The organism is Xanthomonas sp. NCPPB 3569 (genome assembly GCF_041475645.2).
GTDB classification, from domain to species: Bacteria; Pseudomonadota; Gammaproteobacteria; order Xanthomonadales; family Xanthomonadaceae; genus Xanthomonas; species Xanthomonas phaseoli.
Map to the genome: position 1 here is coordinate 128,337 of NZ_CM192969.1, position 25,757 is coordinate 154,093.

The 25,757-nt window shown below is 64.7% G+C and carries 20 protein-coding genes and 3 pseudogenes; 14 read left to right on the forward strand and 9 right to left on the reverse strand.

Annotation, left to right across the window (positions count from 1 at the left end):
• The first annotated feature begins 132 nt into the window (after positions 1-132).
• Together ACCQ03_RS00500 and ACCQ03_RS00505 are read left to right on the forward strand one after the other, a co-directional pair.
• Complete coding sequence (locus ACCQ03_RS00500) at positions 133-744, forward strand: YbhB/YbcL family Raf kinase inhibitor-like protein (protein WP_057680070.1); 612 nt, start codon at positions 133-135, stop codon at positions 742-744.
• Between the two features lie 83 nt (positions 745-827).
• Positions 828-1,838, forward strand: coding sequence for a zinc-dependent alcohol dehydrogenase family protein (locus ACCQ03_RS00505; protein WP_057687044.1), 1,011 nt, complete (start codon positions 828-830; stop codon positions 1,836-1,838).
• A 47-nt stretch (positions 1,839-1,885) separates the two neighbouring features.
• On the opposite strand, the pseudogene ACCQ03_RS00510 reads toward ACCQ03_RS00505, so the two are convergent.
• Together ACCQ03_RS00510 and ACCQ03_RS00515 are read right to left on the reverse strand one after the other, a co-directional pair.
• Positions 1,886-2,700, reverse strand: a pseudogene (locus ACCQ03_RS00510) (META domain-containing protein).
• Between the two features lie 276 nt (positions 2,701-2,976).
• The gene (locus ACCQ03_RS00515; protein WP_017157346.1) at positions 2,977-3,774 is read right to left on the reverse strand and encodes an undecaprenyl-diphosphate phosphatase; all 798 of its coding nucleotides are present in this window, start codon (positions 3,772-3,774) and stop codon (positions 2,977-2,979) included.
• Between the two features lie 220 nt (positions 3,775-3,994).
• On the opposite strand from ACCQ03_RS00515, the gene glnA reads away from it, so the two are divergent.
• The 7 genes from glnA (at position 3,995) to ACCQ03_RS00550 (ending at position 11,964) form a co-directional block, all read left to right on the forward strand.
• Positions 3,995-5,404, forward strand: a complete 1,410-nt coding sequence (gene glnA, locus ACCQ03_RS00520) for a type I glutamate--ammonia ligase (RefSeq protein WP_017157345.1) — start codon at positions 3,995-3,997, stop codon at positions 5,402-5,404.
• A gap of 274 nt (positions 5,405-5,678) precedes the next feature.
• Positions 5,679-6,017: a P-II family nitrogen regulator gene (locus ACCQ03_RS00525; protein WP_002808480.1), complete on the forward strand. Its 339-nt coding sequence runs from the start codon at positions 5,679-5,681 to the stop codon at positions 6,015-6,017.
• A gap of 22 nt (positions 6,018-6,039) precedes the next feature.
• Positions 6,040-7,482 (forward strand): ammonium transporter, encoded by a 1,443-nt coding sequence (locus ACCQ03_RS00530; protein WP_017157344.1) that lies wholly within the window; start codon positions 6,040-6,042, stop codon positions 7,480-7,482.
• 264 nt (positions 7,483-7,746) lie between these two features.
• The gene (locus ACCQ03_RS00535) at positions 7,747-8,802 is read left to right on the forward strand and encodes a two-component system sensor histidine kinase NtrB (RefSeq protein WP_016850649.1); all 1,056 of its coding nucleotides are present in this window, start codon (positions 7,747-7,749) and stop codon (positions 8,800-8,802) included.
• Positions 8,795-10,222, forward strand: coding sequence for a nitrogen regulation protein NR(I) (gene ntrC, locus ACCQ03_RS00540; protein WP_017157343.1), 1,428 nt, complete (start codon positions 8,795-8,797; stop codon positions 10,220-10,222). Before ACCQ03_RS00535 ends, ntrC begins: the two co-directional genes overlap by 8 nt.
• A 443-nt stretch (positions 10,223-10,665) precedes the next feature.
• Complete coding sequence (locus ACCQ03_RS00545) at positions 10,666-11,268, forward strand: superoxide dismutase family protein (RefSeq protein ID WP_057659326.1); 603 nt, start codon at positions 10,666-10,668, stop codon at positions 11,266-11,268.
• Between the two features lie 48 nt (positions 11,269-11,316).
• A complete protein-coding gene (locus ACCQ03_RS00550) occupies positions 11,317-11,964 on the forward strand; it encodes a superoxide dismutase family protein (RefSeq protein ID WP_057659324.1) in 648 nt (215 codons plus the stop codon).
• Between the two features lie 260 nt (positions 11,965-12,224).
• Here ACCQ03_RS00550 and ACCQ03_RS00555 read toward each other — a convergent pair.
• A protein-coding gene (locus tag ACCQ03_RS00555; protein ID WP_412566710.1) for an IS5 family transposase occupies positions 12,225-13,195 on the reverse strand; the annotation gives its coding sequence in 2 pieces (ribosomal slippage) (positions 12,225-12,334 and positions 12,334-13,195; 972 coding nt in all).
• Between the two features lie 39 nt (positions 13,196-13,234).
• Complete coding sequence (locus ACCQ03_RS00560) at positions 13,235-13,558, reverse strand: hypothetical protein (protein WP_209228007.1); 324 nt, start codon at positions 13,556-13,558, stop codon at positions 13,235-13,237.
• A 1,194-nt stretch (positions 13,559-14,752) separates the two neighbouring features.
• Here ACCQ03_RS00560 and ACCQ03_RS00565 point away from each other — a divergent pair.
• Positions 14,753-15,724 (forward strand): IS5 family transposase, encoded by a 972-nt coding sequence (locus ACCQ03_RS00565; RefSeq protein ID WP_150147813.1) that lies wholly within the window; start codon positions 14,753-14,755, stop codon positions 15,722-15,724.
• Positions 15,725-16,282: 558 nt separating this feature from the next.
• Here the strand turns inward: ACCQ03_RS00565 and ACCQ03_RS00570 are convergent.
• On the reverse strand, positions 16,283-17,119 hold the full coding sequence (locus tag ACCQ03_RS00570) for a restriction endonuclease (protein WP_150147271.1): 837 nt from the start codon (positions 17,117-17,119) through the stop codon (positions 16,283-16,285).
• 491 nt (positions 17,120-17,610) lie between these two features.
• Positions 17,611-19,157, reverse strand: a pseudogene (locus ACCQ03_RS00575) (choice-of-anchor Q domain-containing protein).
• 378 nt (positions 19,158-19,535) lie between these two features.
• Here ACCQ03_RS00575 and ACCQ03_RS00580 point away from each other — a divergent pair.
• A pseudogene (locus ACCQ03_RS00580) lies at positions 19,536-20,248 on the forward strand (pseudouridine synthase).
• Between the two features lie 30 nt (positions 20,249-20,278).
• Positions 20,279-20,971 carry a DUF2306 domain-containing protein gene (locus ACCQ03_RS00585; protein WP_057678993.1) on the forward strand — a complete coding sequence of 231 codons (693 nt, stop codon included), beginning with the start codon at positions 20,279-20,281 and terminating at the stop codon, positions 20,969-20,971.
• A 17-nt stretch (positions 20,972-20,988) separates the two neighbouring features.
• Here ACCQ03_RS00585 and ACCQ03_RS00590 read toward each other — a convergent pair whose 3' ends face one another.
• Positions 20,989-21,420, reverse strand: coding sequence for a hypothetical protein (locus tag ACCQ03_RS00590; RefSeq protein ID WP_170922289.1), 432 nt, complete (start codon positions 21,418-21,420; stop codon positions 20,989-20,991).
• 317 nt (positions 21,421-21,737) lie between these two features.
• On the opposite strand from ACCQ03_RS00590, the gene ACCQ03_RS00595 reads away from it, so the two are divergent.
• Complete coding sequence (locus ACCQ03_RS00595; RefSeq protein WP_017154772.1) at positions 21,738-22,136, forward strand: antitoxin Xre/MbcA/ParS toxin-binding domain-containing protein; 399 nt, start codon at positions 21,738-21,740, stop codon at positions 22,134-22,136.
• Between the two features lie 103 nt (positions 22,137-22,239).
• On the opposite strand, the gene ACCQ03_RS00600 is transcribed toward ACCQ03_RS00595, so the two are convergent.
• Positions 22,240-23,847 (reverse strand): alpha/beta hydrolase, encoded by a 1,608-nt coding sequence (locus ACCQ03_RS00600; protein WP_209227419.1) that lies wholly within the window; start codon positions 23,845-23,847, stop codon positions 22,240-22,242.
• 168 nt (positions 23,848-24,015) lie between these two features.
• Positions 24,016-24,552 (reverse strand): XVIPCD domain-containing protein, encoded by a 537-nt coding sequence (locus ACCQ03_RS00605; RefSeq protein ID WP_342343463.1) that lies wholly within the window; start codon positions 24,550-24,552, stop codon positions 24,016-24,018.
• 556 nt (positions 24,553-25,108) lie between these two features.
• Here ACCQ03_RS00605 and ACCQ03_RS00610 point away from each other — a divergent pair.
• Entirely contained in the window at positions 25,109-25,669 is a 561-nt protein-coding gene (locus ACCQ03_RS00610; RefSeq protein ID WP_237377040.1) for a hypothetical protein, read from the forward strand.
• Positions 25,670-25,757: the final 88 nt, after the last annotated feature.

A 25,757-nucleotide genomic window follows, 5' to 3' on the forward strand; every position in this document is an offset into this window, starting at 1 on the left:
CATCGTGTGCAGGCGCGGCACGTACGCGGCGGTAAACCCGGCCGAGCGCATCAGAAGGTTCCATGGCGGCGTCTTCCGCTGTGGCGCAGACCCAGGCACCCTGATCCGTATCGCTTCCCTCGGAGATCCGCCATGCGTCTGACCAGCAACAGCATCGAAAACGGCAAGCCCATCGCGGTGGAATTTGCCGCCGGCACGCCGGAGGGCTTTGCGCCCAACCGCAATCCGCACCTGGCCTGGAGCGAGGCGCCGGCAGGTACGCAGTCGTTTGCGCTGCTGTGCCTGGACCCGGACGTGCCGACCGTGCCCGACACCGTCGGCCGCGACGACCTGCAGATTCCCGTCGAGCAGCCACGCACCGATTTCGTGCATTGGGCCATGGCCGATATCCCCGCCGATGTGCATGAGATTGCGGCAGGCAGCTGCAGCGACGGCTTCGTGGTCAAGGGCAAGCAGCAGCCAGCCGGCCCGGCCGGTGCCCGGCAGGGCCTGAATTCCTACACCCGGTGGTTCGCCGGCAATGCCGACATGGCCGGCGACTACCGCGGCTACGACGGCCCGTACCCGCCGTTCAACGACCTGCGCGTGCACCGGTATTTCTTCCGCGTGTTCGCGCTGGACGTGGCCCAGCTCAGCCTGCCCAACAGCTTCACCGCCGCCGACGTGCTGTCGGCGATGCAGGGGCATGTGCTGGCCGAAGCGGCGTTGCACGGCACCTACACCTTGAACCCGTCGCTGCGCTGAGTGATCGCGCCGATGGCGGCGCTCGCTCCATCCCCCATGACGCCAGCCACGTTCGGCCGGCGTCGCAGCACAGGCAATCCCCCTTGAACGCATTCCAGATTGGCAATCAAACCGGCCTCGAGAGCCTGGTTGCGGTCGAGATGCCCGAACCAGTTGCAGGGGCTGGTGAGGTCATCGTCGCTCCGCGACTGGTGGGCTTGATCAACCGCGACCTGCAGATCCTGAAGGGCACCTACGGCGGCAAGCTTGCGCCCGCGCGCGTTCCGGTTGCCGAGGGTGTGGGCATCGTGACCTGCGTCGGCGCAGGCGTCAGCCAGGTCGCGCCAGGCGACCGTGTCGTCTGTGGGCACTTTCCCACCTGGCTGGATGGCAGGTTCCGCGCCGAGATGTTCGCCCACGACCTGGGCGTGACCCACGACGGCTGGCTGGCCGAAAAGGTGTCGCTGCCCGCCAGTGCCCTGATCAAGGTGCCTGCGTCGCTGGAGGACGAGGATGTCGCTGCGCTGGCATCGGCCGCGGTGACCGCCTGGCACGCCCTGGTGGAAGTGGCCAGGATCAAGGCCGGCGACCTGGTGCTGTGCCTGGGAACCGGTGGCGTCTCGATGGCTGCGCTCCAACTGGCCAAGCTCCACGGTGCCCGCGTCGCCATCACCTCGTCCAGCGACGACAAGCTCGAGCTCGCACGCCGCCTGGGCGCCGACATCACCGTCAACTACCGCACCCACCCCGACTGGGCCGAGGCGGTGATGCAGCTGTCCGGCGGCGGCGCGGACGTCGTCATCGAGACGGGCGGGCAGGACACCTTGGGCCAGTCGATCAAGGTGGCGGCCGCGAATGCGACCATCGTGGTGATCGGCGTGACCCCCGGCGCGGCCTCGCCGATTCCCGACTACGTGGCGTTGATCCGCAAGAACGTGACCATTCGCGGGATCGCCAACGGAAGCCGGGCGATGTTCGTGGACCTGCTGCAGGCGATCGAGCAGCACCGCATCAAAACCCTGCACAGCAAGACGTTCCGGTTCGACCAGGCGCCCCAGGCCTTGGACTATTTCGCCAAGGCGCAACACGTGGGCAAGGTCCTCATCCGGTTCTGATGCGGGTAGCGGCGTCGCAGGGTGCGCGGCCCAATGCTGCAGCCGCGCTAGCTGCCGGCCTCGATCATCTGGTCGAGCACGTACACCGGTTTGGTACCAGGCTCGCTGCCGGCCGGGTAGCGGGTCACGCGTAGCAGGGTGCGTATGCCGTCTTCATGGTCGAAACCCTCGATCGTGCCCTCGTAGGGCTACCATGATGTTGCGGCCTGTACGGTGGCAGGTGCGTCCGGGTCGTGCTCGCGCACTTGCAGGCAGCGCCGCGCGGGGTCGGAAACGCAGGGCATGGTCTCTGCGGCGACTTCGATCAACAGCGTCTGCCCCGGCCCGCCATAACCGGTGTCCGCAGTGGGCGTGCCGCCGAAGATCAGCACGGTGCCGTCGCTGCGGGTCAGGGTCAGGCGGGGCGCGGCTGCTGCGTTGTCCATGATCACTGCGAAGCGCCCGGACAACAGGTCGCTGGCCGCGCGCTCCTGCGCCATCCGGCGTGCATCGGCGCACATTCGCTTGCTCGAGACCACCCGGCCAATCTGCACGTGCGCCTCGGCCACGCGGTAGGTGGCGCCCAGCGCGTTGCAGGTCTGGCTGACCTGGATGCGCTGATCGCTGAAATCCAGTTGCACTGGCGGCACGCCGTCGACGAACAGGCTGCGCAAGGCCGTGCCATGCGCATCGCTGGCCGCTGCAGGTGCCAGTGCTGCGCGCGCAGGGCGGCGCGTAACGGGACATTGTCCGTGTCAGAGGGAGCGGCGACCGGCGCCCGCGCAGCAGCGTGGCTGGAGCCGGGCGGCTCCGGCGATGCACCCGACCCGCAGGCCGTCACGCCCGCCGCCAGCAATGCTGGGGCCAAGAACACGGCACGCATGCGCAGCTCCCGGTGATCGATGCGTCAGTGATACCGCCAGCGTGCGCCCGCGGCAATGACCGGCGTCACGACGTGGACGCCCCGGAGCGCCAACCAACGACCGCGCGCACTGCCAGGCGGGCGCGGGCGCTGCCCGGAATCGGCTGCTGTCGCCGGTCCGCTGCAGTGCCCAGCGTGCCGTCCACAATCTCTCGGGGGCGGCGCTTTGCGTTCCTGGCGCCTGGCCCGCATGGCGCAACCATCGCGACCTGCAGGCCAGGTAGGGGCGGTCGGGTGTCAGCCCGCAGCCGCCGGCAGCCACAGCAGCAGGGCGGCGCCCAGCAGCATGCGGTACACCGCAAACACCGTGAACCGGTGCTTCTTGATATAGCCCAGCAGCCACTTGACCACCACAAAGCCGGTGATGGTCGCCGCCACGAAGGCCACCGCCACGTCAGTCCAGTTTTCGGTGCCGAAACCGCCTTCCTTGTACATCTCCAGCAGCGCGTAACCGCTGGCCGCAAACATGGTCGGAATGCCCACCATGAACACGAAATCCGCCGCTGCCGAGCGCTTGCTCAGGCCCAGCAGCATGGCGATGAAGATTGTCGAGGCCGAGCGCGACGTACCGGGAAAGACACCGGCCACGACCTGCGCCAGGCCCACTGCAATGGCCACCTTCCAGGTCACCACATCGCGCTCGGGCAGCTTGCCGGCGAAGTGTTCGGCCACCAGCATCCATACCCCGCCGATCAACAATGCCCAGGCGACCGGTTGGAGCGTTTCGGGCAATTGCCAGCCGGCCTTGCGCACGACCAGTCCGACCACCGCGGTGACCAGGAAGGCCACGCCGACCTTGAGCACGTAGTCGCGGTTGGCGCGCTCGCCCAGGCCGGTGGCCAGGCCCCACAGGCGCTGCCGCAGCGCCAGGCAGATGGCCAGGATCGCGCCGGCCTGGATGACGATATTGAAGAAGTCAGAACGGCGTCCGAGCCATTGTTCGGCAATCAGCAGGTGGCCGGTGCTGGAGATCGGCAGAAATTCGGTGAGGCCTTCGAGAATGCCCAACAACAGGGCGGAAATCAGATCGGACATCGGACTGGGCAGGGGTGAGGGAGGCGCCAGGATAGTGCATTGCGGCATGCACCACATTGGTGCGTTCGGTTTTGCGTTTTGCACTTAGATGGTGCGGTACAGGTGCTACGGTCGCGAGCGATGTCAGCAAAATCAAGGGCTTGTGAAGCGCGATCGCTTGGCACGGTCCCTGCTGTAGTACCGCCCACGAGCCACTTAACTCCTGCTGAGGTTTCTTCCGATGTCCGTGGAAAATGTTGAAAAGCTGATCAAGGACAACAAGGTCGAGTTCGTCGACCTGCGCTTCGTCGATATGCGTGGTGTACAGCAGCACATCACCTTCCCGGTCAATATCATCGAGCCGGCGCTGTTTGAAGAAGGCAAGATGTTCGACGGCAGTTCGATCGCGGGCTGGAAGGGCATCAACGAGTCGGACATGGTGTTGCTGCCGGACGCGGGCACCGCGTACCTGGATCCGTTCTTCGCCGATCCGACCCTCGTGCTGACCTGCGACATCCTCGACCCGGCCACCATGCAGAGCTATGAGCGCGATCCGCGCGGCATCGCCAAGCGCGCCGAGGCCTATCTGAAATCCTCCGGCACCGCCGACCAGGCGTTCTTCGGCCCGGAGCCGGAATTCTTCATCTTCGATTCGGTGCGCTTTGCCAACGACATGGGCCACACCTTCTTCCAGGTGGGTTCGGAAGAGGCGGCCTGGAACACCGGCGAAAAATACGACGGCGGCAACAGCGGTTACCGCCCGGGCGTGAAGGGCGGCTACTTCCCGGTCCCGCCGACCGACAGCCTGCACGACCTGCGCGCGGAAATGATCAAGACGCTGGAGCAGGTCGGCATCGAAACCGAAGTGCACCACCACGAAGTGGCCACCGCCGGCCAGTGCGAGATCGGCACCAAGTTCAGCTCGCTGGTGCAGAAGGCCGACGAACTGCTGACGATGAAGTACATCATCAAGAACGTCGCCTACCGCAACGGCAAGACCGCCACCTTCATGCCCAAGCCCATCGTGGGCGACAACGGCTCGGGCATGCACGTGCACCAGTCGCTGGCCAAGGGCGGCGTCAACCTGTTCACCGGCGACGGCTACGGCGGCCTGTCGCAGCTGGCGCTGTGGTACATCGGCGGCATCTTCAAGCATGCCCGCGCGATCAACGCCTTCGCCAACTCCGGCACCAACAGCTACAAGCGCCTGGTCCCGGGCTTCGAGGCGCCGGTGATGCTGGCCTATTCGGCGCGTAACCGTTCGGCCTCGTGCCGCATTCCGTGGGTCACCAACCCGAAGGCGCGCCGTATCGAAATGCGTTTCCCCGATCCGTTGCAGTCCGGCTACCTGACCTTCACCGCGCTGATGATGGCCGGCCTGGACGGCATCAAGAACCAGATCGACCCGGGCGCCCCGAGCGACAAGGACCTGTACGACCTGCCGCCGGAAGAAGAGAAGCTGATCCCGCAGGTGTGCTCCAGCCTGGACCAGGCCCTGGAAGCGCTGGACAAGGACCGCGAGTTCCTCAAGGCCGGCGGCGTGATGAGCGACGACTTCATCGACGGCTATATCGCGCTGAAGATGCAGGAAGTCACCAAGTTCCGCGCTGCGACCCACCCGTTGGAGTACCAGCTGTACTACGGCAACTGAGTTCCACCGCGGTGATGGCGGAGGCCCCCCTCCCACCTCCGCCATCGCCGCACATGTTCGATCGATCCAGGGCTCCGGCCGTGGATCGCAGGGGTAACGAGAGAACACATCGTTCGCGGCGCGCGGGCCTGACCTCTCCCACGAGGCGGATGCATGGCATCTGCTGGGGTCCGCGCAATCGCGAACGATCGGATGCCGGGGTAGGCATCCAGGTGACTGACACCGCCGGGCGGCGCAATGCCGGCCGGTTCTTTCCACCATTCGGGGTATGCGCATGAAATTGATCACCGCCATCATCCGGCCGTTCAAGCTCGACGAGGTCCGCGAGGCCTTGTCTGCAGCTGGCGTGTCGGGCATCACCGTGACCGAGGTCAAGGGCTTCGGGCGCCAGAAAGGCCACACCGAGCTGTACCGCGGCGCCGAGTACGTCGTCGACTTCCTGCCCAAGATCAAGATCGAAACGGTGGTCACCGACGACCGTCTGGACGCGGTGGTCGAAGCGATCCAGAACGCCGCCGGCACCGGCAAGATCGGCGACGGCAAGATCTTCGTCACCGCGATCGAGCAGGTGGTGCGCATCCGCACCGGCGAGATCGGCGCCGATGCGCTCTGACCCCACCAGCCCCGGAGTTCGTATGAAGACAGCTCTTTTTGCCGGGTGGAAAGCCCGGTTCTACAGCGTGTGCATGCTGATGCTGTTCAGCGCGCTGATGGTGGGCGGCATGGGCAGTGCGCATGCGCAGTCCACCCCGCAGGTCACCCCGCTGCCGACCGAGCCGGTCACCACCGAACCGCTGCCGTCGGCGCAGCCGGCCACCCCGCCGGCCGCCGCCGCCGAAGCCGCACCGGTGGTGGAAAAGGGCGATGTCGCCTGGATGCTGACCTCCACCCTGCTGGTGCTGATGATGGTGGTGCCGGGCCTGGCGCTGTTCTACGGCGGCATGGTGCGCGCCAAGAACGTGTTGTCGGTGCTGATCCAGGTCGCCACAGTCTTTTCGCTGCTGACCATCCTGTGGGTGTTGTATGGCTATAGCCTGGCGTTCTCCGGCGAAGGCGCGTGGATCGGCAACCTGGACAAGGCGCTGCTCAAGGGCGTCACCATCGAAACCCTGGCGGCCACCTTCACCAAGGGCGTGAGCCTGCCGGAATACGTGTTCGTCGCGTTCCAGGCGACCTTCGCCGGCATCACCGGTGCGCTGATCGTGGGCGCCTTTGCCGAACGCGCCAAGTTCGCCGCGGTACTGCTGTTCTCGGTGATCTGGTTCACCTTCGGCTACCTGCCGCTGGCGCACATGGTCTGGGCCACCGGCGGGTACCTGTTCGGACTGGGCGCGCTGGATTTTGCCGGCGGCACCGTGGTGCATATCAATGCCGGTGTTGCCGGCCTGGTCGGCGCCTATTTCGTCGGCAAGCGCGCCGGGTTGGGGCGTGAGGCGATCAAGCCGCACAACGTGACCCTGACCTTCGTCGGCGCCTCGCTGCTGTGGGTGGGCTGGTTCGGCTTCAACGCCGGTTCCAACCTGGAAGCCAATGCCGGTGCGGCGCTGGCCTTCCTCAACACCTTGCTGGCCACCGCCGCCGCCATCCTGGGCTGGTCGCTGACCGAGAAGATCATCAAGGGCAAGTCGTCCGCGCTGGGCGTGGCCTCGGGCATGGTCGCCGGCCTGGTCGGTATCACTCCGGCCTGCGGCACCGTGGGTCCGTTCGGTGCGATCGTGATTGGTCTTGCCGCCGGCGTGCTGTGCGTGTGGGGCGTCACCGGTCTGAAGCGCCTGCTCGGTGCCGACGACAGCCTGGACGTGTTCGGCGTGCATGGCCTGGGCGGCATCATCGGCGCCATCCTCACTGGCGTGTTCTCGGCGGCCTCGTTGGGCGGCCAGAAGGGCGGCGATTACGACATCGTCCACCAGGTCGGCATCCAGGCGCTGGGCGTCGGGATCACGGTCGGCTGGATCGGCGTGGTGTCGGTGGTGGGCTTTCTGGTCGCCAAGCTGGTGTTCGGCCTGCGCGTCAGCGAAGAAGCCGAGCGCGAGGGCCTGGACATCACCTCGCACGGCGAAGCCGCGTACGAGTCCTGAGCATGCACACCCGCGGCCGCGCTGCCGCGGGTGGCGCCACGACCCGGCCGGGATCGCCCAGCCGGGTCCGTTTTTTCCCGCCGCCCGTTGGGCGCGGAACCACTGCCGAGGTGCCTGCATGACCAGCCCCACGCCCATGACTGCCGGCGCGGATGCACGCTGGATCGGTGCGACCCGCCTCCGTCCGGCCTACATGGTGTCTCCGTACGCTTCGCTTTGCGCGACATCGATGCATGGCGCTGCCGTTTGCACTAAATTGATGCAATGGTGACGTCCTCTTCCATGCCATCGCTGGACAGCCTGGGCACACCGGTCGCCTGGGCCGACCGCGAGGGCCGCGTGCTGGGGGTTAACCCGGCGTTTGCCCGCTGGCTCGGGGTCAGCGCACGGCGGTTGGTCGAACAGCCCCTGGCCGCGCTGGAAGTGCAGGGCGACGCGCTGGCGCGCTTTCTGCTCAACGACGAGCGCGACGTCTTGCGTCTGCACCGGCTGGCGCTGGGCCTGCCCAACGACGCGCCGCGCTTTGCCGAGGGCTGGCTGTCGCGGCTGGACGATGGCGGCTGGCTGCTGGAAACCCACCCGGTCGACGAATTCCCCGCGCTCGATCCCACCCACGCCCTGCCCAACGCCTTGAGCGCTGCGCTCAAGGGGCTGGCGCACGAGCTGCGTAACCCGCTGGCCGGGCTCAAGGGCGCCGCGCAGTTGCTGGCGCGCCGCGCGGCCGGGCGCGATGAAGACGAACGCGAACTGATCGAGCTGATCGGCACCGAGATCGAGCGCCTCAACACCCTGCTCGAACGGCTGCTCTCGCCCACTCCGGCGCGCCCGCACGATCGCCTCAACATTCATGTGGTGCTCGAACGGGTGTTACGCCTGGCCGAAGCCGAAGGCGGCTGGTCGGTGCAGGTGCAGCGCGATTACGACCCCAGCATTCCGGACATTCTGGGCGATGGCGACCGTTTGACCCAGGCGGTCTGGAACCTGGTGCGCAACGCCTTCCAGGCCGGCGCCACGCGCGTGACGCTGCGCACCCGCGTGGAGCACGGCCAGCGCATCCGCGACCGCGTGCATGCGATGTCGCTGCGGCTGGAGATCATCGACGACGGCGGCGGCGTGCCGGAAGAACTGGCCGAGCACCTGTTTCTGCCATTGGTCAGCGGCCGTGCCGAAGGCAGCGGGCTGGGCCTGGCGCTGGCCCAGCAGGTCTCGCGCGAACACCACGGCACGCTGACCTATCGCTCGCGTCCGGGCCATACCGTTTTCACCCTGCTGCTGCCCGAGCTGGCCGGCGATCACGACAAGGAGCATCCACATGGCTGAGGCCGCCGGCGTATCCCACATCTGGGTGGTCGACGACGACCGGTCGGTCCGGTTCGTGCTGTCCACCGCCTTGCGCGATGCAGGCTACGCCGTGGACGGCTTCGACAGCGCCGCGGCCGCGCTGCAGGCGCTGGCCATGCGGCCCACGCCGGATCTGCTGTTCACCGACGTGCGCATGCCCGGCGAAGACGGCCTGACCCTGCTCGACAAACTCAAATCCAAGCACCCGCAGTTGCCGGTGATCGTGATGTCGGCCTACACCGATGTTGCCAGCACCGCTGGCGCCTTTCGCGGCGGCGCGCACGAGTTCCTGTCCAAGCCGTTCGACCTGGACGATGCGGTGGCACTGGCCGCGCGCGCATTGCCGGACGCCGATGCCGGCGTCGAAGAGATCCTCGCCACGCGGCTGGCCGAAGGCTCGGCCTCGTTGATCGGCGACACGCCCGCGATGCAGGCCTTGTTCCGCGCGATCGGCCGCCTGGCGCAGGCGCCGCTGTCGGTGCTGATCAATGGCGAAACCGGTACCGGCAAGGAGTTGGTGGCGCGCGCGCTGCACAACGAATCCCCGCGTGCGCGCAAACCCTTCGTCGCGCTCAACACCGCCGCCATCCCGGCCGAATTGCTGGAAAGCGAGTTGTTCGGCCACGAAACCGGCGCGTTTACCGGGGCGACCAAACGGCATATCGGCCGCTTCGAACAGGCCGATGGCGGCACGCTGTTTCTGGACGAAATCGGCGACATGCCATTGCCGCTGCAGACCCGGCTGCTGCGCGTGTTGGCAGAGAACGAATTCTTCCGCGTCGGTGGGCGCGAATTGATCCGCGTCGATGTGCGCGTGATCGCCGCCACCCACCAGGACCTGGAAGCGCTGGTCGAACAAGGCCGCTTCCGCGCCGATCTGCTGCACCGCCTGGATGTGGTGCGCCTGCAATTGCCGCCGCTGCGCGAACGGCGCGGCGACATCGCGCAACTGGCCGAAAATTTCCTGGCCATGGCCGGGCGCAAGCTCGACATGCTGCCCAAGCGGCTCTCGTCGGCCGCGCTGGAAGACCTGCGCCAGTACGACTGGCCGGGCAATGTGCGCGAACTGGAAAACGTGTGCTGGCGCCTGGCGGCGCTGGCGACGTCGGACATCATCGACGTGGTCGACGTGGACGCCGCACTGGCGCGCGGCGGCCGTCGTCACCGCAGCGGTCGCAGCGACGGGCAGTGGGACGACATGCTTTCCAGCTGGGCCGCGCAACGCCTGAGCGAAGGTGCCCAGGGCCTGCACGCCGAAGCGCGCGAGCGCCTGGACAGAACCTTGCTGGAAGCGGCGCTGCAACTCACCCAGGGCCGCCGTGCCGAAGCCGCCGCCCGCCTGGGACTGGGCCGCAACACCGTCACCCGCAAGCTGGGGCCGGGCCGCAAGCGCCGCTGATCAGCCCGCACGCGGAGGTGAGCCCTCTCCCACCTGCGTGAGAGGGCGTGAGGGGCACCTGCAAAAAGCCGGACTACGCGCAGGTGTTTGAGCCACACAGCGAAACAGGCGAGCTTGACGAGCATCGCGGCACGCGTGCATGAACTCTTCGTTGTTTGCTCGCACGCGCCACTGCCTCGAGTCAGGCGGCGCGCGACGCCGCCATCCGTCCTTCGAGCAGCTTCCCTCGCACGCGGGAGAAGGCAAGACGGTCGGGCAGGGCGGGCATCGCGCTTTGCAGTCGAGTTCCTCTCCCGGCTGCGGGACAGGGGCGGTGCGAGCACGTTTGCGCATCTCCGGCCAGCGACACCTAGCCCGTAAACTCGTGGGCTGTCCCAAGTGCATTTCATGACACGTGAACATGCACCCGCATAGGTTTCCAGCCTGATCAGGAGAACTGCTCGATGCGTTACCGGTCGCCCACGATCGTTGCCCTCACCGCGCTGGCGCTGGCCGCCTGCAGCAGCACGCCGCCGCCGCCCAAGGCGCCTCCGCCGCCAGCAGCGCGGGTAGTGCCTGCGCGCCCGGTGCAGCAAGCCGAGGCGGCGCTGGCATCTGCCTCGGGCAGCCTGGTCAGCGGTCGGGTAGTGCTGGTGCCGGCGCTGCAAGGCATTCGCCTCACCGGCACCATCGGCGGCTTGCGTCCGGGCGCCGTGTCCGGATTCCATGTGCACGAACGCGGCGATTGCAGCGCAGCCGACGCCAGCAGCGCCGGCGCGCATTTCAACCCGGCCGGTTCGCCGCACGGGCGTGCCGGTGGCGGCGCGCATCATCTGGGCGACATGGACAATCTGCGTGCAGACGCCGAAGGCGTGGCGCATCTGGACATGATTCTGTCCGGCATCAGTCTGGGCGATGGCGCCCCGACCGACGTGATCGGCAAGTCGCTGATCGTGCATGCCGACCCCGACGACTATCGCAGCCAGCCCAGCGGCAATGCCGGTGCGCGCCTGGCCTGTGGCGTCATTCGCGTCACCCAATGGGGCACGCCCCCTTCGCAGCCCTGAGTCGGGGCATCAACGGCTGCAGTTGCGGCCTTTCTTCAGGAGTACTCCATGCGCATTGTTCCGACCACCTTGTTTCTGGCCACCGCCCTGGTGCTGACTGCGTGCAAGCGCGATGAACCAGCGCCGGCCGAGCCGGCACCCGCACCGCAGGCCAGCACGCCGGCCGCAGCGGCGCACGGTGGCGAACACGCCGCCTCCATGGTCACCGAAGCGGCAGCCACCACCACCGCGACCGCCGAGCTCAAGCCGACCAAGGGCAATGACGTCAAAGGCACGGTGACGTTCAAGACCGTCGACGGCGCGCTGCGCGTCACCGGCCAGCTCAGCGGCCTCAAGCCCAATACCGAGCATGGCTTCCATATCCACGAAAAGGGCGATTGCAGCGCACCGGACGGCAGCAGCGCCGGCGGCCATTTCAACCCGTCCCAGTCCGATCACGGCAATATCAGCGCCGACCCGCACCACGGCGGCGACATGCCCAACATCACCGCCGACGCGCAGGGTAACGCCACCATCGACGGCCCGGTCTCCAGCAACGTCAATCTGGGCAAGGCCGACCAGTTCGATATCGCCGGCCACGCGGTGATCGTGCATGCCGACGCAGACGACTACAAAACCCAGCCCACCGGCAACGCGGGCGGCCGCCTGGCCTGCGGCGTGATCACCACCGACAACGCGCAGGCGGCGACCAAGTAAGCGCGCTGCGTTGCGCCATGGTCCAGGCTGCGGCGCAACGCTTCAATCGCAGATCAAATTTGTTGAATGCTCACCCGGCGCTGAGTCACGTCAGCGCGATGAGGTAAGGCAGGGGGGCGATTAACTCGCCCTAGGGAAGGTCTGAACAACGCGATCGGAGGATGTGGTAAGCCATATCGGTCGCGGTGACCGCGCTCAGATCCTCGGTTTTTCGCCGTTTTTGGCGCTTTTTCGGGGTATCGTCCCGATTACGGGCGCACCTACCCCGCGGCGGTAATGAACTCTTTGCGCTTCAGCCACAGATTCGACAGCGCAAACAGCATCAGCATCTGTGCGGTGTTCTTCGCCAAACCGCGATAGCGCACCTGACGTAGCCAAACTGGCGCTTGATCACCCGAAACGGGTGTTCCACCTTTGCACGCAGGCTGGCTTTTGTGTGCTCCCAGCGCTTGGCCAACTTCAGTTCGCGCTTGTTCTTAATCTGCTTCAGCTTCGAGGGCTTCTCCGCGATCAGGTAGCGCAGTTTGCGCTTGCGCTTCATCTCCTCGCGTTTCTCAAGCCCGGTGTAGCCGCTGTCCGCGCACAGCGTGTCCTCCTTGCCGTGCAGCAGCTTGTGCGCTTGTGTGATATCGGCCACGTTGGCCGCCGTGCACTCCACGTGGTGCACCAGCCCGGAGTCATCGTCCACCCCGATGTGCGCCTTCATCCCGAAGTAGTACTGGTTGCCCTTCTTGGTTTGGTGCATCTCCGGATCGCGCTCGCCATCCTTGTTCTTGGTCGAGCTGGGCGCAGCGATGATCGTGGCGTCCACGATCGTCCCGCCGCGCAAGCTCTGCCCCTTGCGCGACAGGTGCGCGTTGACCCGATTGAACAGCTTGCGCGCCAAATCGTGCTGCTCCAACAGATGGCGGAAGTTGAGAATCGTCGTCTCGTCCGGCACCTCATCCAGCCCGCCGATCTTGGCGAAACGGCGCATCGACACCGTGTCGTACAGCGCTTCTTCCGCCGATGGATCGCTCAGTGCATACCACTGCTGCAAAAAGTGGATGCGCAGCATGGTCTCCAGCCGATACGGCTGTCGCCCCGGCTGCCCCGACTTCGGGTAGTGCGGCTCGATCAGCGCCAGCAGGTCCTTCCACGGCACGACCTGGTCCATCTCGGCCAAGAACACCTCACGCCGCGTCCGCTTGCGCTTGCCGTTGTACTCCGCGTCGCCGAAGGTCAGCTGCATCGAAATCGTCTACTCGGGTCGTTGATCGATTGTGGCAGATCACGATGGATTGTTCAGAGTTTCCCTAAGTTTCTTTAGCTCGGCGATTTCCTGGCGCAGCACCTTGATGGTTGATGAACTTGGAGCTGCCTTTTTTGCCTTTAGAACTGCCATGCGAATCGCAGGGTACTGACAGCCGTCGTAACCAATAAGGGTGCGGCTTACTCCCGCTTCGAGTGCGACATTGGCGATGGAGACTAAGTTGTAAGTTTTACCGGCACCAAGCTTCGAATCTAGACTTGCGCGAAGTTTTGGGTGGGCTGGCTCACCCTCGCGCAGCCTCTTCAGGGCATCTTCTAATTGCCGTTGAGTTGAATCTTTCATCGACCGCTCCGCTTTCCAGAAACGCTGTCCCAGGATGATCTAGACCGAGTTCGGCTACGGCCCCGTCATTCGTCGTGTCGAAGAACATGGACCGGTACTGGTCATAGGCGATCGCCCAAGGCGCAACCGCCACGTCGGACCGCGTCCCTTGAGCGAGCCTTGGGCGGTCTCGGAAACGGCCCGTGATCGCCCATATCGGTAAAGCAGCGAACAGTGCGTACGGATGGCCTGAGACCAACGCTTTTTTTTTAACGCTCCCATCTGTATCCCAAAGCTTTCATCGTTCGAGCCATCTGAAGGATAAGTAATCAAAATGTGTCAGTGACCTCCTCCCTGCATTAGATACTAACAGAACTGAAAAATTCGGTTTTTGGTGGGCAGGTAAATCGGGCGGCAAACTCGGCCGGCGGGACATTGCCAACCAAGCAGTGCGTCCGAATCAGCCTTCCCGCCGCAACAGCACGAATATCCACCAAAAGTCATAGCGTACTAGCACGGCAGCGATCTCCTCGATCCGCCAAAGCAGTGGCGCATCCCCATTGTCCCGAGGCTGGTTGTATCACCCCGGTCGGTTTTAGTTGATGAAGGTACAATCCCAGCGAATTCCGACGCGATAACGATCGACCAGGTTGCCCACGAGCATCTTTCGCTGCGTGGGCCTGAGAAATTTTTGACAGCACGTCCTGTAACATCACCTTTTCCAGGCTCAAATCGCCGATCAGCTGCTTGAGCTTCTGGTCATCTTTGGGGGCCCTTTCCCAGTTGGGCGATGCCGGCTTGGAAGTTCGAATACGAAAGCAAGACGCTAAACCTTGATCCCAAGGGACAACTTGTCGTTGGACTGGGAGGCGCGGCGGACTTGCTGATTGATGCAGCACTGGCGGGACTAGGGATTGTCTACCTCTTTGAGGACTAGTTAAAAGCATGTCTGACCAGCGAGAGCTCGAAGGCATTCTCGATCCTTGGTGGCAGAGTTTTCCAGGACCGCTCCTGTACTATTCTGGCCGATCCTTCATGCCCACTCCGCTGAAAGTGTTCATCGAATTCATCCGGTCCACGGAGGTATCTGCGCCAATACACCTAGCTTGAAAGCCCCTTTTGAAGCCAGCTTTATCGCTTATAGCAGTTAGGGAAACTCTGAACAATCCATCGTGATCTGCCACAATCGATCAACGACCCGAGTAGACGATTTCGATGCAGCTGACCTTCGGCGACGCGGAGTACAACGGCAAGCGCAAGCGGACGCGGCGTGAGGTGTTCTTGGCCGAGATGGACCAGGTCGTGCCGTGGAAGGACCTGCTGGCGCTGATCGAGCCGCACTACCCGAAGTCGGGGCAGCCGGGGCGACAGCCGTATCGGCTGGAGACCATGCTGCGCATCCACTTTTTGCAGCAGTGGTATGCACTGAGCGATCCATCGGCGGAAGAAGCGCTGTACGACACGGTGTCGATGCGCCGTTTCGCCAAGATCGGCGGGCTGGATGAGGTGCCGGACGAGACGACGATTCTCAACTTCCGCCATCTGTTGGAGCAGCACGATTTGGCGCGCAAGCTGTTCAATCGGGTCAACGCGCACCTGTCGCGCAAGGGGCAGAGCTTGCGCGGCGGGACGATCGTGGACGCCACGATCATCGCTGCGCCCAGCTCGACCAAGAACAAGGATGGCGAGCGCGATCCGGAGATGCACCAAACCAAGAAGGGCAACCAGTACTACTTCGGGATGAAGGCGCACATCGGGGTGGACGATGACTCCGGGCTGGTGCACCACGTGGAGTGCACGGCGGCCAACGTGGCCGATATCACACAAGCGCACAAGCTGCTGCACGGCAAGGAGGACACGCTGTGCGCGGACAGCGGCTACACCGGGCTTGAGAAACGCGAGGAGATGAAGCGCAAGCGCAAACTGCGCTACCTGATCGCGGAGAAGCCCTCGAAGCTGAAGCAGATTAAGAACAAGCGCGAACTGAAGTTGGCCAAGCGCTGGGAGCACACAAAAGCCAGCCTGCGTGCAAAGGTGGAACACCCGTTTCGGGTGATCAAGCGCCAGTTTGGCTACGTCAAGGTGCGCTATCGCGGTTTGGCGAAGAACACCGCACAGATGCTGATGCTGTTTGCGCTGTCGAATCTGTGGCTGAAGCGCAAAGAGTTCATTACCGCCGCGGGGTAGGTGCGCCCGTAATCGGGACGATACCCCGAAAAAGCGCCAAAAACGGCGAAAAACCGAGGATCTGAGCGCGGTCACCGCGACCGATATGGCTTACCACATCCTCCGATCGCGTTGTTCAGACCTTCCTTAGGCATTGATAGTGTGCATTGATGGAAAATTGTTTCGCAATATAGAATCGTGCCTGTGCATAAATTCGACTCAACGAATGCGTGGCTCTTTTCAGCTCTATTTCGCGCCGTGCAAGATTCTCATCAAGCTGCGCTTTCTCATAAAGCGGGATTACAGTCATCTTGATCGTTATTAGGGTTGTTATTAGAAGCATCGGTTGAGTGATTAAGCTTATTCTTTGAAGCCAGAGGTCGAATCTAGAGGCCCCGGAGGATGATTCCAGTGGACGGCGGGAACGTACGAGTGATGTGCGACGGCTCATATCGGCTCTTGCTAGAAATTGCAGGCATTCTTCCACGGGACGACCTCTATGAAATTCGGCACAGAGGCACAGCGAAGAAAACGGGGTCAGGTTGAAGAAAACGGGTCGAAGACGGGGGGCAGGTTCACTTACGAGGTTCCTCTGCACTTCGGAAACTGGCTGCAACCTAGAAAGTTCTCGCCGGTGCGCCGGTTTCTTCTCTGCACAAGCGTGCTGCCGCAACGTGGGCAGCTTGGAACGACAACGGCCGCGGGGGCAGTGGAATCAGCTGGAGTAAAGACAGGCTCGATGCGCGCGGGTGTCACCGCCGGCTGCGCTGTGGCTTGCTGCTGCACCGCTTGGATCATGTCCAACAACTGTTCGCCGCCGATCAATTCGATCGGCTTGCCTTCGGCAAAGCGCTCAGCGTCTTTCGTATAACTACCGATGCAAGCGATCTTCACCGCGTGGGCCTGGTGATGAGCGAGCAGGCCATACATTTCGCGCACGACACTGACGCCGACCTGCTGGCGCTTCCATTGCTTGCATTGCACCAGCGTGCGGCGGCCGTCCTTGCGCAGGATCAGGTCGATGCCGCCGTCTGGGCCGCCCAGGCCGGTTTCTTCGACGTGGTAGCCCTGGCGGCGGAAGGCGTCGGCGACCAATTGTTCGAACTGGCGCCAGCCGCGTGCTGCCAGGCTTTCCAGAGTGGTACGGGTGTCGAGGAAGCGGCGGCGGCGGCGAGCGCCGAGGTAGGAGACCAGCGCGGCGAGCCAGCAAACGCCGAGCAACATACAGGCCAGCGGGGCGAACAGCGCGTCTGATTGCTGGGCGAAGCCCTGCGCGAGTAGTCCGCCATGCTGCGATAGCCACCAGGCGATGCCATAGCGCACCGTGAGATAGCCAACGAGGCCGACGACGAGCGCCAGTGGCCACGGCAATGCGGCCAGTGCGTCGAATGTGCTGCCTCTGTGTCTGCGTCCCATGCAAGAACCCCCGTTCCAGTCCCGACCATAGCCGCTGGCAGCGGGTTTGTCAGCAGCACATGCGCGCGCTTGCGAACCAGGTCGCATCGCGTGCGTCCTTCACTGCTATGCAATAGGTCAGTGTCGAAAGATTGAGTTCGCTTGCCCCGCGCAGAGTGCACGTGCGTGGGACTGCGATGGGATCGACGGGCATCAATCCGTTTCGATCTAGCGGGCATCGCCGTGGAGAGGCTGCACCGTCTGGTTGGCACCCGGTCTTCGGATGGTGTCGCGATCGTCGCGATGCTCGGCATGTGCCGCACGAAAAGAGCGCAGCCTAGCGCGCCATCTAACCGGCATCCTGTGCCCGAGAGATTCCTGGCTCAGCGGACGACGATCGACGCCGGCCCTGCACCGTGATGCGACGAGCCTTTGATCGCGCGACCGAGCGACATCGCCCGCCCGGTCACGCGGCGCGTCCTCGTCAGAGGGCAAGGACGCGCGAGCAAGGCTTACTTGATTTCCACCGCCCCCGCATCGCACACCGCGGTATCACGCGCAACACCACGCTGGTCGATAGTGCGGCAGTTGCTGCCGAGATTGCGTACCGGGCGGCCGCCGGCAATTGGGTCAGCGTGGGGCCGCCGTTGGCGGCCGGTGCGCCCAGCAGCGGGTCGGCGGCGCGTGCCAGGCCGGCGGTGAGGCAGCTGTAGAACAGGCCGCCCGCAGCCGAGTACTCGATCAGGTTGTTGCCGGTGCTGCTCTGGTCGCTGCAGAAAGTGCGCTCGGTTTTGGAGTAGAAGATGCTGTTGCGGATGTCGAAGCCGCTGCCGAACAACGTCGACCCTGGCGTGTTCTCGGCAAAGGTGACGTTGTTGAAGCGCACCGTGGTCTTGCCCTGGTCGCCATTGGACGGCTGCCAGCCCACATGCTGGATCGCCGCGCCCACGCCCTTGGCGTAGTTGCCGTAGAAGGTGCTGTTGCTGACATTGCAGGACGGGCCGTAGCAGTCCATGTACAAGGCGCCGGCATTGCTCTTTTCGGCGCGGTTGGAGATGAAGCTGGTCTCTTCGACGTTGATGATGCCCGGCGTGGTGATGGTGGTGCCGGAATGGGTGGTATCGCCGAAGCCCAGGCTGATGCGCGCACCGCCGGCCGGGCCGCCATAGGCGATGTTGTTGGCGAAGGTGGAGTAGCGCACGTCGATGGTGTCGGGCGCATACGCCCACAACGTGGCGCCGCCGCCGCTATTGGCCGCGGTGTTGTTGCGCACCACCGTGCCGCACACCGAAAGCGTGGCGCCACCGGCAGCGGCATTGAGGTAGCCGGCAAGCGAGGCGCCGTCGGTGTCGATCGCGCCGCTGTTGCCGAACTGGTCGGCATCCGGGAAGCCGGCCGGCGCATTGATGGCCTGGTTGCCGACAAACTCGGAATTGACGATGGTCAGACGGCTGAGCTGCGTGTAGAGCGCGCCACCCAGCCAGGAGGTGTTCTTGGAGAACGCGCTCTTGACGATGGTCACGTCGGTATCGCTGCCGGCGAAAATGGCACCACCGCCGATGCTGCTGCGGTTGCTCAGGAACTGGCTGTTGATCACTTCCAGCTTGCCGCGGTAGCTGACCTTGATGGCGCCGCCGCCCCAGGTGCCGGGCGCGTACTGGGTGTTGGATGCCGGCTGCACGGAGCTGCCGTTCTGCAGTTTGAGATTGCGCACCGACAGCGCATTGCCGTTCTGTACCTGGAAGATGCGCGCGGCCTGTCGGCCATCCAGGGTGATCTTGCCCTGGCCGTCGATCACCGTGGGCGTGCTGGCAGTGATGTTGATGGTCTGGTTGATGGCGATGCTGGCCGCACGCGTGCCGCAGTTGAAGGTGACATAGCCACCTTGCGCCACGGCGGTAGCGAGTGCGCTGGCGGTACAACTGGCGGCCGTGCCGTTGCCGACCACCGCGCCGACATTGGCGTGCGCCCACGGCTGCGGCGTGGTGCATTGCGCCACCGATGGCACGGCGGCGATAGCGCCACTGGCGGTGACCAGCGCAAGAAGCCCCGCCGTCACGACGGTGGCGTGAGGTGTTGAACGTATGGTGATGTTCCTGCTTGAGAAAGGGGTCGAAGGAAGCGCAGAGCCAGTTGCACGTACGCAACGTCAACGGAATCGATGACAGGTGTATTGCAAGCCGCAGCGTCGCGATCGAGGCGTGGCATGGGTGCGATCACACGCATCGTGATTCCAACCTAAGTTCCAGAGCGCCACGCGTCGATGCGGCGCCATCGCGCGGGCGCACATCGCTTCGCGCATGCGGAAGCTGGCGACTGCAGCGATCGACCGATGTTGCAGCGCTGCATGCAATCGCTACATGCAATCGCTGCATGCAGTGCGCCGCCGCATCGCGCGTTACCATGCTGCACTCTCGATCCTGCTGGTATCTCGGCAATGCCCGATGCACCCCGCACCCACAACGGCACGCCGGCCAGCCGCTTCCAGCTGCCTGCCGGCCCGTGGGAGTCGGTCTTCGAGGCGCTGTGCGCGTGTTTTCCGTCGATTAGGGCCGAGCGTTGGCGCGATCGCTTCGCACGCGGCCTGGTGCGCGATGCCAATGACCAGGCCTTGGCGCTGTCAGCGCCGTATCGCCTGGGTGCGGAGATCCGCTATTTCCGTGAGGTCGCCGATGAGCCGGTGATTCCGTACGTCGAGACAGTGGTGCACGCCGACGCGCAGTTGGTGGTGGCCTGCAAGCCGCACTTCTTGCCGGTCGCACCGGCCGGCGCTTACGTGCGCGAGACGTTGCTGACGCGACTGGTGCAGCGGCTGGACAATCCGGCGCTGGAGCCGTTGCACCGCATCGATCGCGAGACCGCGGGGCTGGTGCTGTTCTCGGCCAACCCTGCCACGCGCGGGGTCTACCAGGCGCTGTTTCGTGAGCGACGCATCCGCAAGCATTATCTGGCGGTGGCACCACCGCTGCCTGGGCTGACGTTTCCGTCCTGCACGACCGGTTTTATCCCGAGCTGGAAGACCAGCGGCCCGATGATCCGGAGCGGCCGCTGCAACTCTTCGCACAGACGCTGGCATTCGATGATCCGATGACCGGTGAGCCAAGGCACTTCACCGCCACGGTGGGGCCGATGCACTCTAAGGCGGGCTGACCGAAGGAGCCGGGCATGCAAGTTGATCCGATGCGCGATGGTGTTGCGGTCTCTCGTGACCGGCGGTCGGTCAGCGTGCTGCGGGCCCTGCTCTGGCTTGCGCTGGCCGTATTCGCCGGTGAGTTCGTGCACCATGTGTATCTGAAATATGCCGCGCTGGATTCGCCGGCATATGGCATGTTCCTGACACGCCGCGGTTGGTTGTGGTGTCACCTCGGCGGCGGTGCGGTGGGCATTGCGCTTGGCACGTTGCAGTTCGCCACGCAACGCTTGCGCAATCAGCTATGGGTGCATCGCTGGGTTGGGCGGGCGTATGTCGCCGGCATGCTGGTGGCAATGATCGGCGCAACCGTACTGATTGCCACTTCGCCCGCGCCGACGGTGATTCGCGTTGCCTTCGCGGCGACGGAAGTGGCATGGGTGGGGGTGGCATGTGCCGGCCTGCTGGCCATCGGCCGCGGGCAGCTCGACCGGCATAGGCGCTGGATGGTGCGGGCCTACTTGGTGACCCTGGCGCCGGTGGTGTTCCGCATCGCGCTCTACGCAGCGGTCGGGGCTGGGGTCGTGCCTTCGCCCGGCACGATCGCCGCGCTGCTCTGGGCGAGCTGGGCAGTGCCGGTGCTGATCCACGTGGCCGCCACCAGCGTGGCACGGACCAGGCCCTGGCGCAGGCGCATCGCTGCGCCCCGCCAGGTGCCGCGCTCGTCATCGACGCGCGGCTGAAACGCGCTCGGTATGCCTCAACGCACCTTGTACAACACCGCCGCACCCGGCCGGGGCTCGAACATCGGCACGGTCTGCTGCTTGAGCGCGGTGCCCTTGGCGTCCCACACCAGGGTCTCGGTGGGGTATTCGTCCTTGCGGGTCATGCTGTCGATCTGTTTGGCGATGACGGTGGATCCGGCTTTCACTTCCGGGTTCCAGGCGAACACGCCCAGGCGGCCGTAGAACACGGCCGGTGCTGCGGCGTCCAGGCGACGGTCGGGGCACATCACCAGGCCGCGTTCCAGCATCACGCGCAGCGCGCCGACCGGGACGGCCTTGACGGTGGGCGTGGTGCGTTCGGTGCTGTGGCCGGGGCAGACATTGGCCGAGCGGGTGAGCATGTCTTCGACCACCTGACGGTCGGACTGCGCCAGCGCCGGCAGCGCAGCGGTGGACAAGGCAAGCATGGCAAGGGCGGATTTCCAGGGCATCTGACAACTCCTCATGAGATGAGACTCCAACACGGCAGCCCATGCACGCGCGGGCTGCTGCCAATGACACGCCCGGATGCTAGCAACCGCTGCGTTAAGCACTGCGAAGGCAGGCAGCGGGGGCGACGCCGTGCAGGCAATACGCTGGCCCTGCGCGTGTTCCATGCCGGGCGGCCGCGCCGCGCTGCAGAACGCAACGGCCGCTGACGCGCCTGGCGGCTGTCAGGAGTCTCCCGATTGAGCGGCAGCAGCGGCCCGGGTAGCGTGCGCGCACGTACTCAGACGGACACCCCATGGAACGCGCCGACCTTATCGCAGCAGTGCTGACCGGCATGCGGCGCGCCGAAGATTTTCGCGCGCAGGGCGCGCTCTACAGCACCGCGCACAGTGAGCAGATGCAGGTGGACCACGGCAAGGCGGCCGACGCCGAGCTGGTGCTGTCGATGTTTGCGTTCACCCCCGAACACCTGAAGTTGCTTGGCACCGCCGGCATCGAAAACCTGGGCGAAATCGTCTGCCACGCATGGGCCTTGAACGGTGGCAACAACGAGGCGCTGATCCGCTGGTTTCGCCAGCCCGTGAATGCCCTCGATGGCCAGACGCCTGCGGCAATGGTGCGCGACGGGCGCATCCAGGTGCTGTTGCTGGTGCTGCGCCAGCAGGTGGAATGGGAATTGCCGCGCTCAGCCTGATGCCCGATGGACACCACCGCGCATGCGATGTGGCAGGCGCGGTGCGGTTGCATCAGGCGGTGCACGCGCGCAGCGCTGCGTGCACCGCAGTGATCTCAGCCGCTCACCGCCTTGGTCGCGCCACTGCGTACATTTCTGCGGCGATCTTCTTCATCAGCGCGTCGTTGTCGTCGCCCTCGGCGTAGAGATCGAAGTGGGTGCGGCCTTCCAGATAGCGGAAATCGCTCTTGGCGCCCAGGCCATCCAGCACCGCCTGGAATTTACGCGCCGCGCCATCCAGATAGAACGTGTCGGCGGTGCCGACGATCAGGTGAATCTTGCCGTCCAGGTCGGGCTTGAGCGTGGGCCACTGCGCGGCCACGCGCGCGGAAATGTCGTAGTGGGTACGCCAATAGGCCACCACGGCCGGGTCCACCTTGCCGGTGTCGCGGTCGAACAGCGGCAGCGGCCGGCCGTCGGCGCCGCGCGGCGAAAAGACCCACTCGAACGAGGTGAGCTGGCCGCCGTACGGACCGAGCACGCGTTCGAGCTTGGCGAAGGTTTCCAGATCGGCCAGCACCTTGCCGTGATCGCGGATCAGCGGGAACTGGCTGCCATCGGCGCGGCGGTAGACGTTGGCGTTGGGCGCGTACAAATCCGGACCGGTGAAGTCGCGGAAATCGCTGGAATCCGGCGAGGTGGACCAGGTGCCGCCGAAGAGTTTGGGGTAGCGCGTCTGCAACCACAGCGTGGCCCAGCCGCCGGACGAATGCCCGTTCAAGAAGCGGCCACTGGCCTTGCCGTCCATCTTGTACTGGCGCTCGAGCGCGGGAATCAACTCTTCGGTGAGCGCGGTGCCCCACGGGCCGTTGTTGACCGAATCGGCGAACTCGTGGGTGCCGGTGGGCGTGGACTGATCCAGGAAGACCCAGATCATCGGCGGTATCTGATTGGCCGCCATCAGGCGCCAGGTGGAGGCAATGCTGCCGGCGAAGCGGTTGTAGTTACCGCTGAAGCCATGCGTGACATACACGGTGGGATAGCGCGTGGCGGCCTTGGCGTTGTAGCCGGGCGGCGTCAGCACACGGGCGCGCAGCGACACCGGCCGGCCCCAGAACGCGCTGAGCGATGGGCTCACCATCGAGGCATCGGCGCTATGCAGCCTGGCTTCGGGCACGGCGTCGCGTACCGCCTGCGGCGCGCGCGGCGAGACCTGCCACGGATCGTCCGAAACCGGCACCTGCTTGCTCAAGGTCAGCGCCGGCAGCGGCTTGCCCTGGGCAAGGGTCACGGCGGTGACCTCGCTCAGCAGGTCGCCGCCATCGCGGCCGCTGTAGCCGTAGCTGTGGTCCGGGTCCAGCACGGCCTGGAACAGATAATCGCCGGCCGGCAGCGCAGAAAAGCCACGCGGGAAGGCGATGTTGTCCAGATCGATCTGCACGCTGCCGCCCGGCGCAAGCGCGGTGACATCCTGCGCGGCCACCGCGGTGGCGGTGGGACGGAACGGGTTGGTATCCACGTCTTCGACCTTGCCGTCCTTGGCCTGCGCCTGCGCGTCCTTGGCCAGGGTGGCGAACACCAGCAGGCGCCCGGACGTGGCCTGGTCGGTCGCCCCGCCCAGGGTGACGCGCAGCAGGCGATGCGCCGCCAGCGGCTCGGCGGCGTGTACGGCATAGGCACACAACAGGCCGACGGCCAGGCCCAGGCGTGGGGCAAGACGATGCAGGGACATGCAGATCCTTTGAGACGCAGATGGATGGAGTGGGCGCAATGGCCCTGCGCAAACTGTAGCCAGTTCCAGGCTGGACGCGTACTGCAATCGCGAGGTCTGGTCTCCGTATCCGACCTGCATGGCGTGGAGGGCTCCTCAGGCGGAGCGAGCAACGGGAGTGGTCGCGAATCAGCAAGTCCGGTGCGGGGTGGGCATCCAGAGCTGCCGACACCGGCCGCCACGCAGCCCAAATGAGCAACGCCGACGCGCCAAACAGCCTGGACCTATGGCTGGACGCGTACGGCGTCTGTGAGCTACGGGAGCAAGGCCATACAATTGCTCCCCCACCTGCTGCTCACCGCATTCCAAGCGCGCCATGACTTGGTTGATCCACTGCGCGCGATGCCTCTTGCGTAGAGGCCTGCACGACCCGCTGATTTGCAACGTCGGGTTTCTGCAGGCTTTCGGCCAAGGGGTGCTCGACGGCCTCGGCTTTGTCACATGTGTGCGCAATACATCCAGGTCGTTCCCGGGGTTTTTGTACGCCGCAAAAACATTGCCGTTCGTTTGACTGGGAATGATGTCCTGGATCTCGGGTAGAAGTGGGCGATTGAATTTGGCCTGGACCGCGAGGGCACCGGCAATGCGTTGCTTGTCTTGCTGGTTGGTGTAGACGCCCGCCTCCGGGCCGAGCTTGTCGAGCCCCGCCAATGCGTGCTTGAACAATGGGTCATCGCGCAGCCGCGCTTCCTGCTGCGGATCAAGGGGATTCCACCTGCGCTCTACAACTCCTGATGGGTGATCAATAGCTGAGCTGGATCGTCAGGGCTGCCCTGGCGAGATTGATTCTTCGCCACATTCAAATACGCGCATCGGGATATTCCTGCAATCCAAGCCTCTCCAATGGGCCATCAAACTTCACTGGAATCACCGGCAATTGCAGGCCCCCAAGCGCTTCAAGTAGTGCGTCGACTGAGGTTCGATGTGAGCATCGCCGTATTCGCGTCCAAACTCCACACTGCATCACGCAACGACGTCGTTGAGACGATTTGCCGGGTTTGCGATGGGATGGTCTTCAACGATGACTACACCAGCGACGTGGCGAGCTGGTGGCGTAAGTGTGGTGTTCCCGCACACACGCATGTCGTCATCGAACGCAATCGATCATCTGCCGCGTGGCGTTATGCACAGGTGCCGTTGCGACTGTCCATCCAAGGCGCAAGCGGCAGCCGGCGAACGGCCGCTGTCGGTCCCTTGCATCACACATGAAGGAGCGATCGAAATGACACACAAAACCAACTCTCGCGGTGCCTTTGCGGCAGGCGGCCTCTCCCTCGTGGTGGCCGCGTTGTGTATGGATGCTGCCATCGCAGCACCGGTCATCGGGAAGGAAACGGTCACGCTGAACCATGTCTTTGCCACCTTGCAGACCGGCCAGGAAGACAGGAAACCCGAAGACATTGCGGCGTGTCGCAAGCAGGTTGCGGCAGCCAGTTCCAGATATCTGGGAATCGCGGTCACCAGCAAATACTCCATCGACGCACAAACGCTGATCATGAGCGCCTCGTCGTCGCTTCCCTCACCCGTCGCGACACAGCCGCTGATGTTGACGGTGCCGTTGTCCCCGTTGGGTTTGTCTGGCGAGTATGCCTTCGGTGCATTTCGACCGAGCGTTTTGCCGAATACGTATGTGCTGTTTTCGGTCGGGCTGAATTTCAAGGGCCCCAAGTCTTCGGTGCTCGTCCTCAACAGCGACAAACCCTATAACTGCCTGGTCACCAGCGATCCGGCACCTTTCAATGGAACACTGAGCACGCAGCTGGGCAAAGACCAAGGGCGCTGATCTCTGCCAGATGCCGATTGCCGCCGAACGCGCTGGTTAAATAGTCGACGCGTTCGGTGGCGGTGCGCGCGATGGGCAAGGTGACAGC

Bases quoted from the DNA above. Each gene is read 5' to 3' on its own strand.
- ACCQ03_RS00500 (WP_057680070.1), top strand. From the start codon at position 133: ATGCGTCTGACCAGCAACAGCATCGAAAACGGCAAGCCCATCGCGGTG.
- ACCQ03_RS00515 (WP_017157346.1), bottom strand. From the start codon at position 3,774: ATGTCCGATCTGATTTCCGCCCTGTTGTTGGGCATTCTCGAAGGCCTC.
- glnA (WP_017157345.1), top strand. From the start codon at position 3,995: ATGTCCGTGGAAAATGTTGAAAAGCTGATCAAGGACAACAAGGTCGAG.
- ACCQ03_RS00525 (WP_002808480.1), top strand. From the start codon at position 5,679: ATGAAATTGATCACCGCCATCATCCGGCCGTTCAAGCTCGACGAGGTC.
- ACCQ03_RS00530 (WP_017157344.1), top strand. From the start codon at position 6,040: ATGAAGACAGCTCTTTTTGCCGGGTGGAAAGCCCGGTTCTACAGCGTG.
- ACCQ03_RS00535 (WP_016850649.1), top strand. From the start codon at position 7,747: ATGGTGACGTCCTCTTCCATGCCATCGCTGGACAGCCTGGGCACACCG.
- ntrC (WP_017157343.1), top strand. From the start codon at position 8,795: ATGGCTGAGGCCGCCGGCGTATCCCACATCTGGGTGGTCGACGACGAC.
- ACCQ03_RS00545 (WP_057659326.1), top strand. From the start codon at position 10,666: ATGCGTTACCGGTCGCCCACGATCGTTGCCCTCACCGCGCTGGCGCTG.
- ACCQ03_RS00550 (WP_057659324.1), top strand. From the start codon at position 11,317: ATGCGCATTGTTCCGACCACCTTGTTTCTGGCCACCGCCCTGGTGCTG.
- ACCQ03_RS00560 (WP_209228007.1), bottom strand. From the start codon at position 13,558: ATGAAAGATTCAACTCAACGGCAATTAGAAGATGCCCTGAAGAGGCTG.
- ACCQ03_RS00565 (WP_150147813.1), top strand. From the start codon at position 14,753: ATGCAGCTGACCTTCGGCGACGCGGAGTACAACGGCAAGCGCAAGCGG.
- ACCQ03_RS00570 (WP_150147271.1), bottom strand. From the start codon at position 17,119: ATGGGACGCAGACACAGAGGCAGCACATTCGACGCACTGGCCGCATTG.
- ACCQ03_RS00585 (WP_057678993.1), top strand. From the start codon at position 20,279: ATGCGCGATGGTGTTGCGGTCTCTCGTGACCGGCGGTCGGTCAGCGTG.
- ACCQ03_RS00590 (WP_170922289.1), bottom strand. From the start codon at position 21,420: ATGCTTGCCTTGTCCACCGCTGCGCTGCCGGCGCTGGCGCAGTCCGAC.
- ACCQ03_RS00595 (WP_017154772.1), top strand. From the start codon at position 21,738: ATGGAACGCGCCGACCTTATCGCAGCAGTGCTGACCGGCATGCGGCGC.
- ACCQ03_RS00600 (WP_209227419.1), bottom strand. From the start codon at position 23,847: ATGTCCCTGCATCGTCTTGCCCCACGCCTGGGCCTGGCCGTCGGCCTG.
- ACCQ03_RS00610 (WP_237377040.1), top strand. From the start codon at position 25,109: ATGACACACAAAACCAACTCTCGCGGTGCCTTTGCGGCAGGCGGCCTC.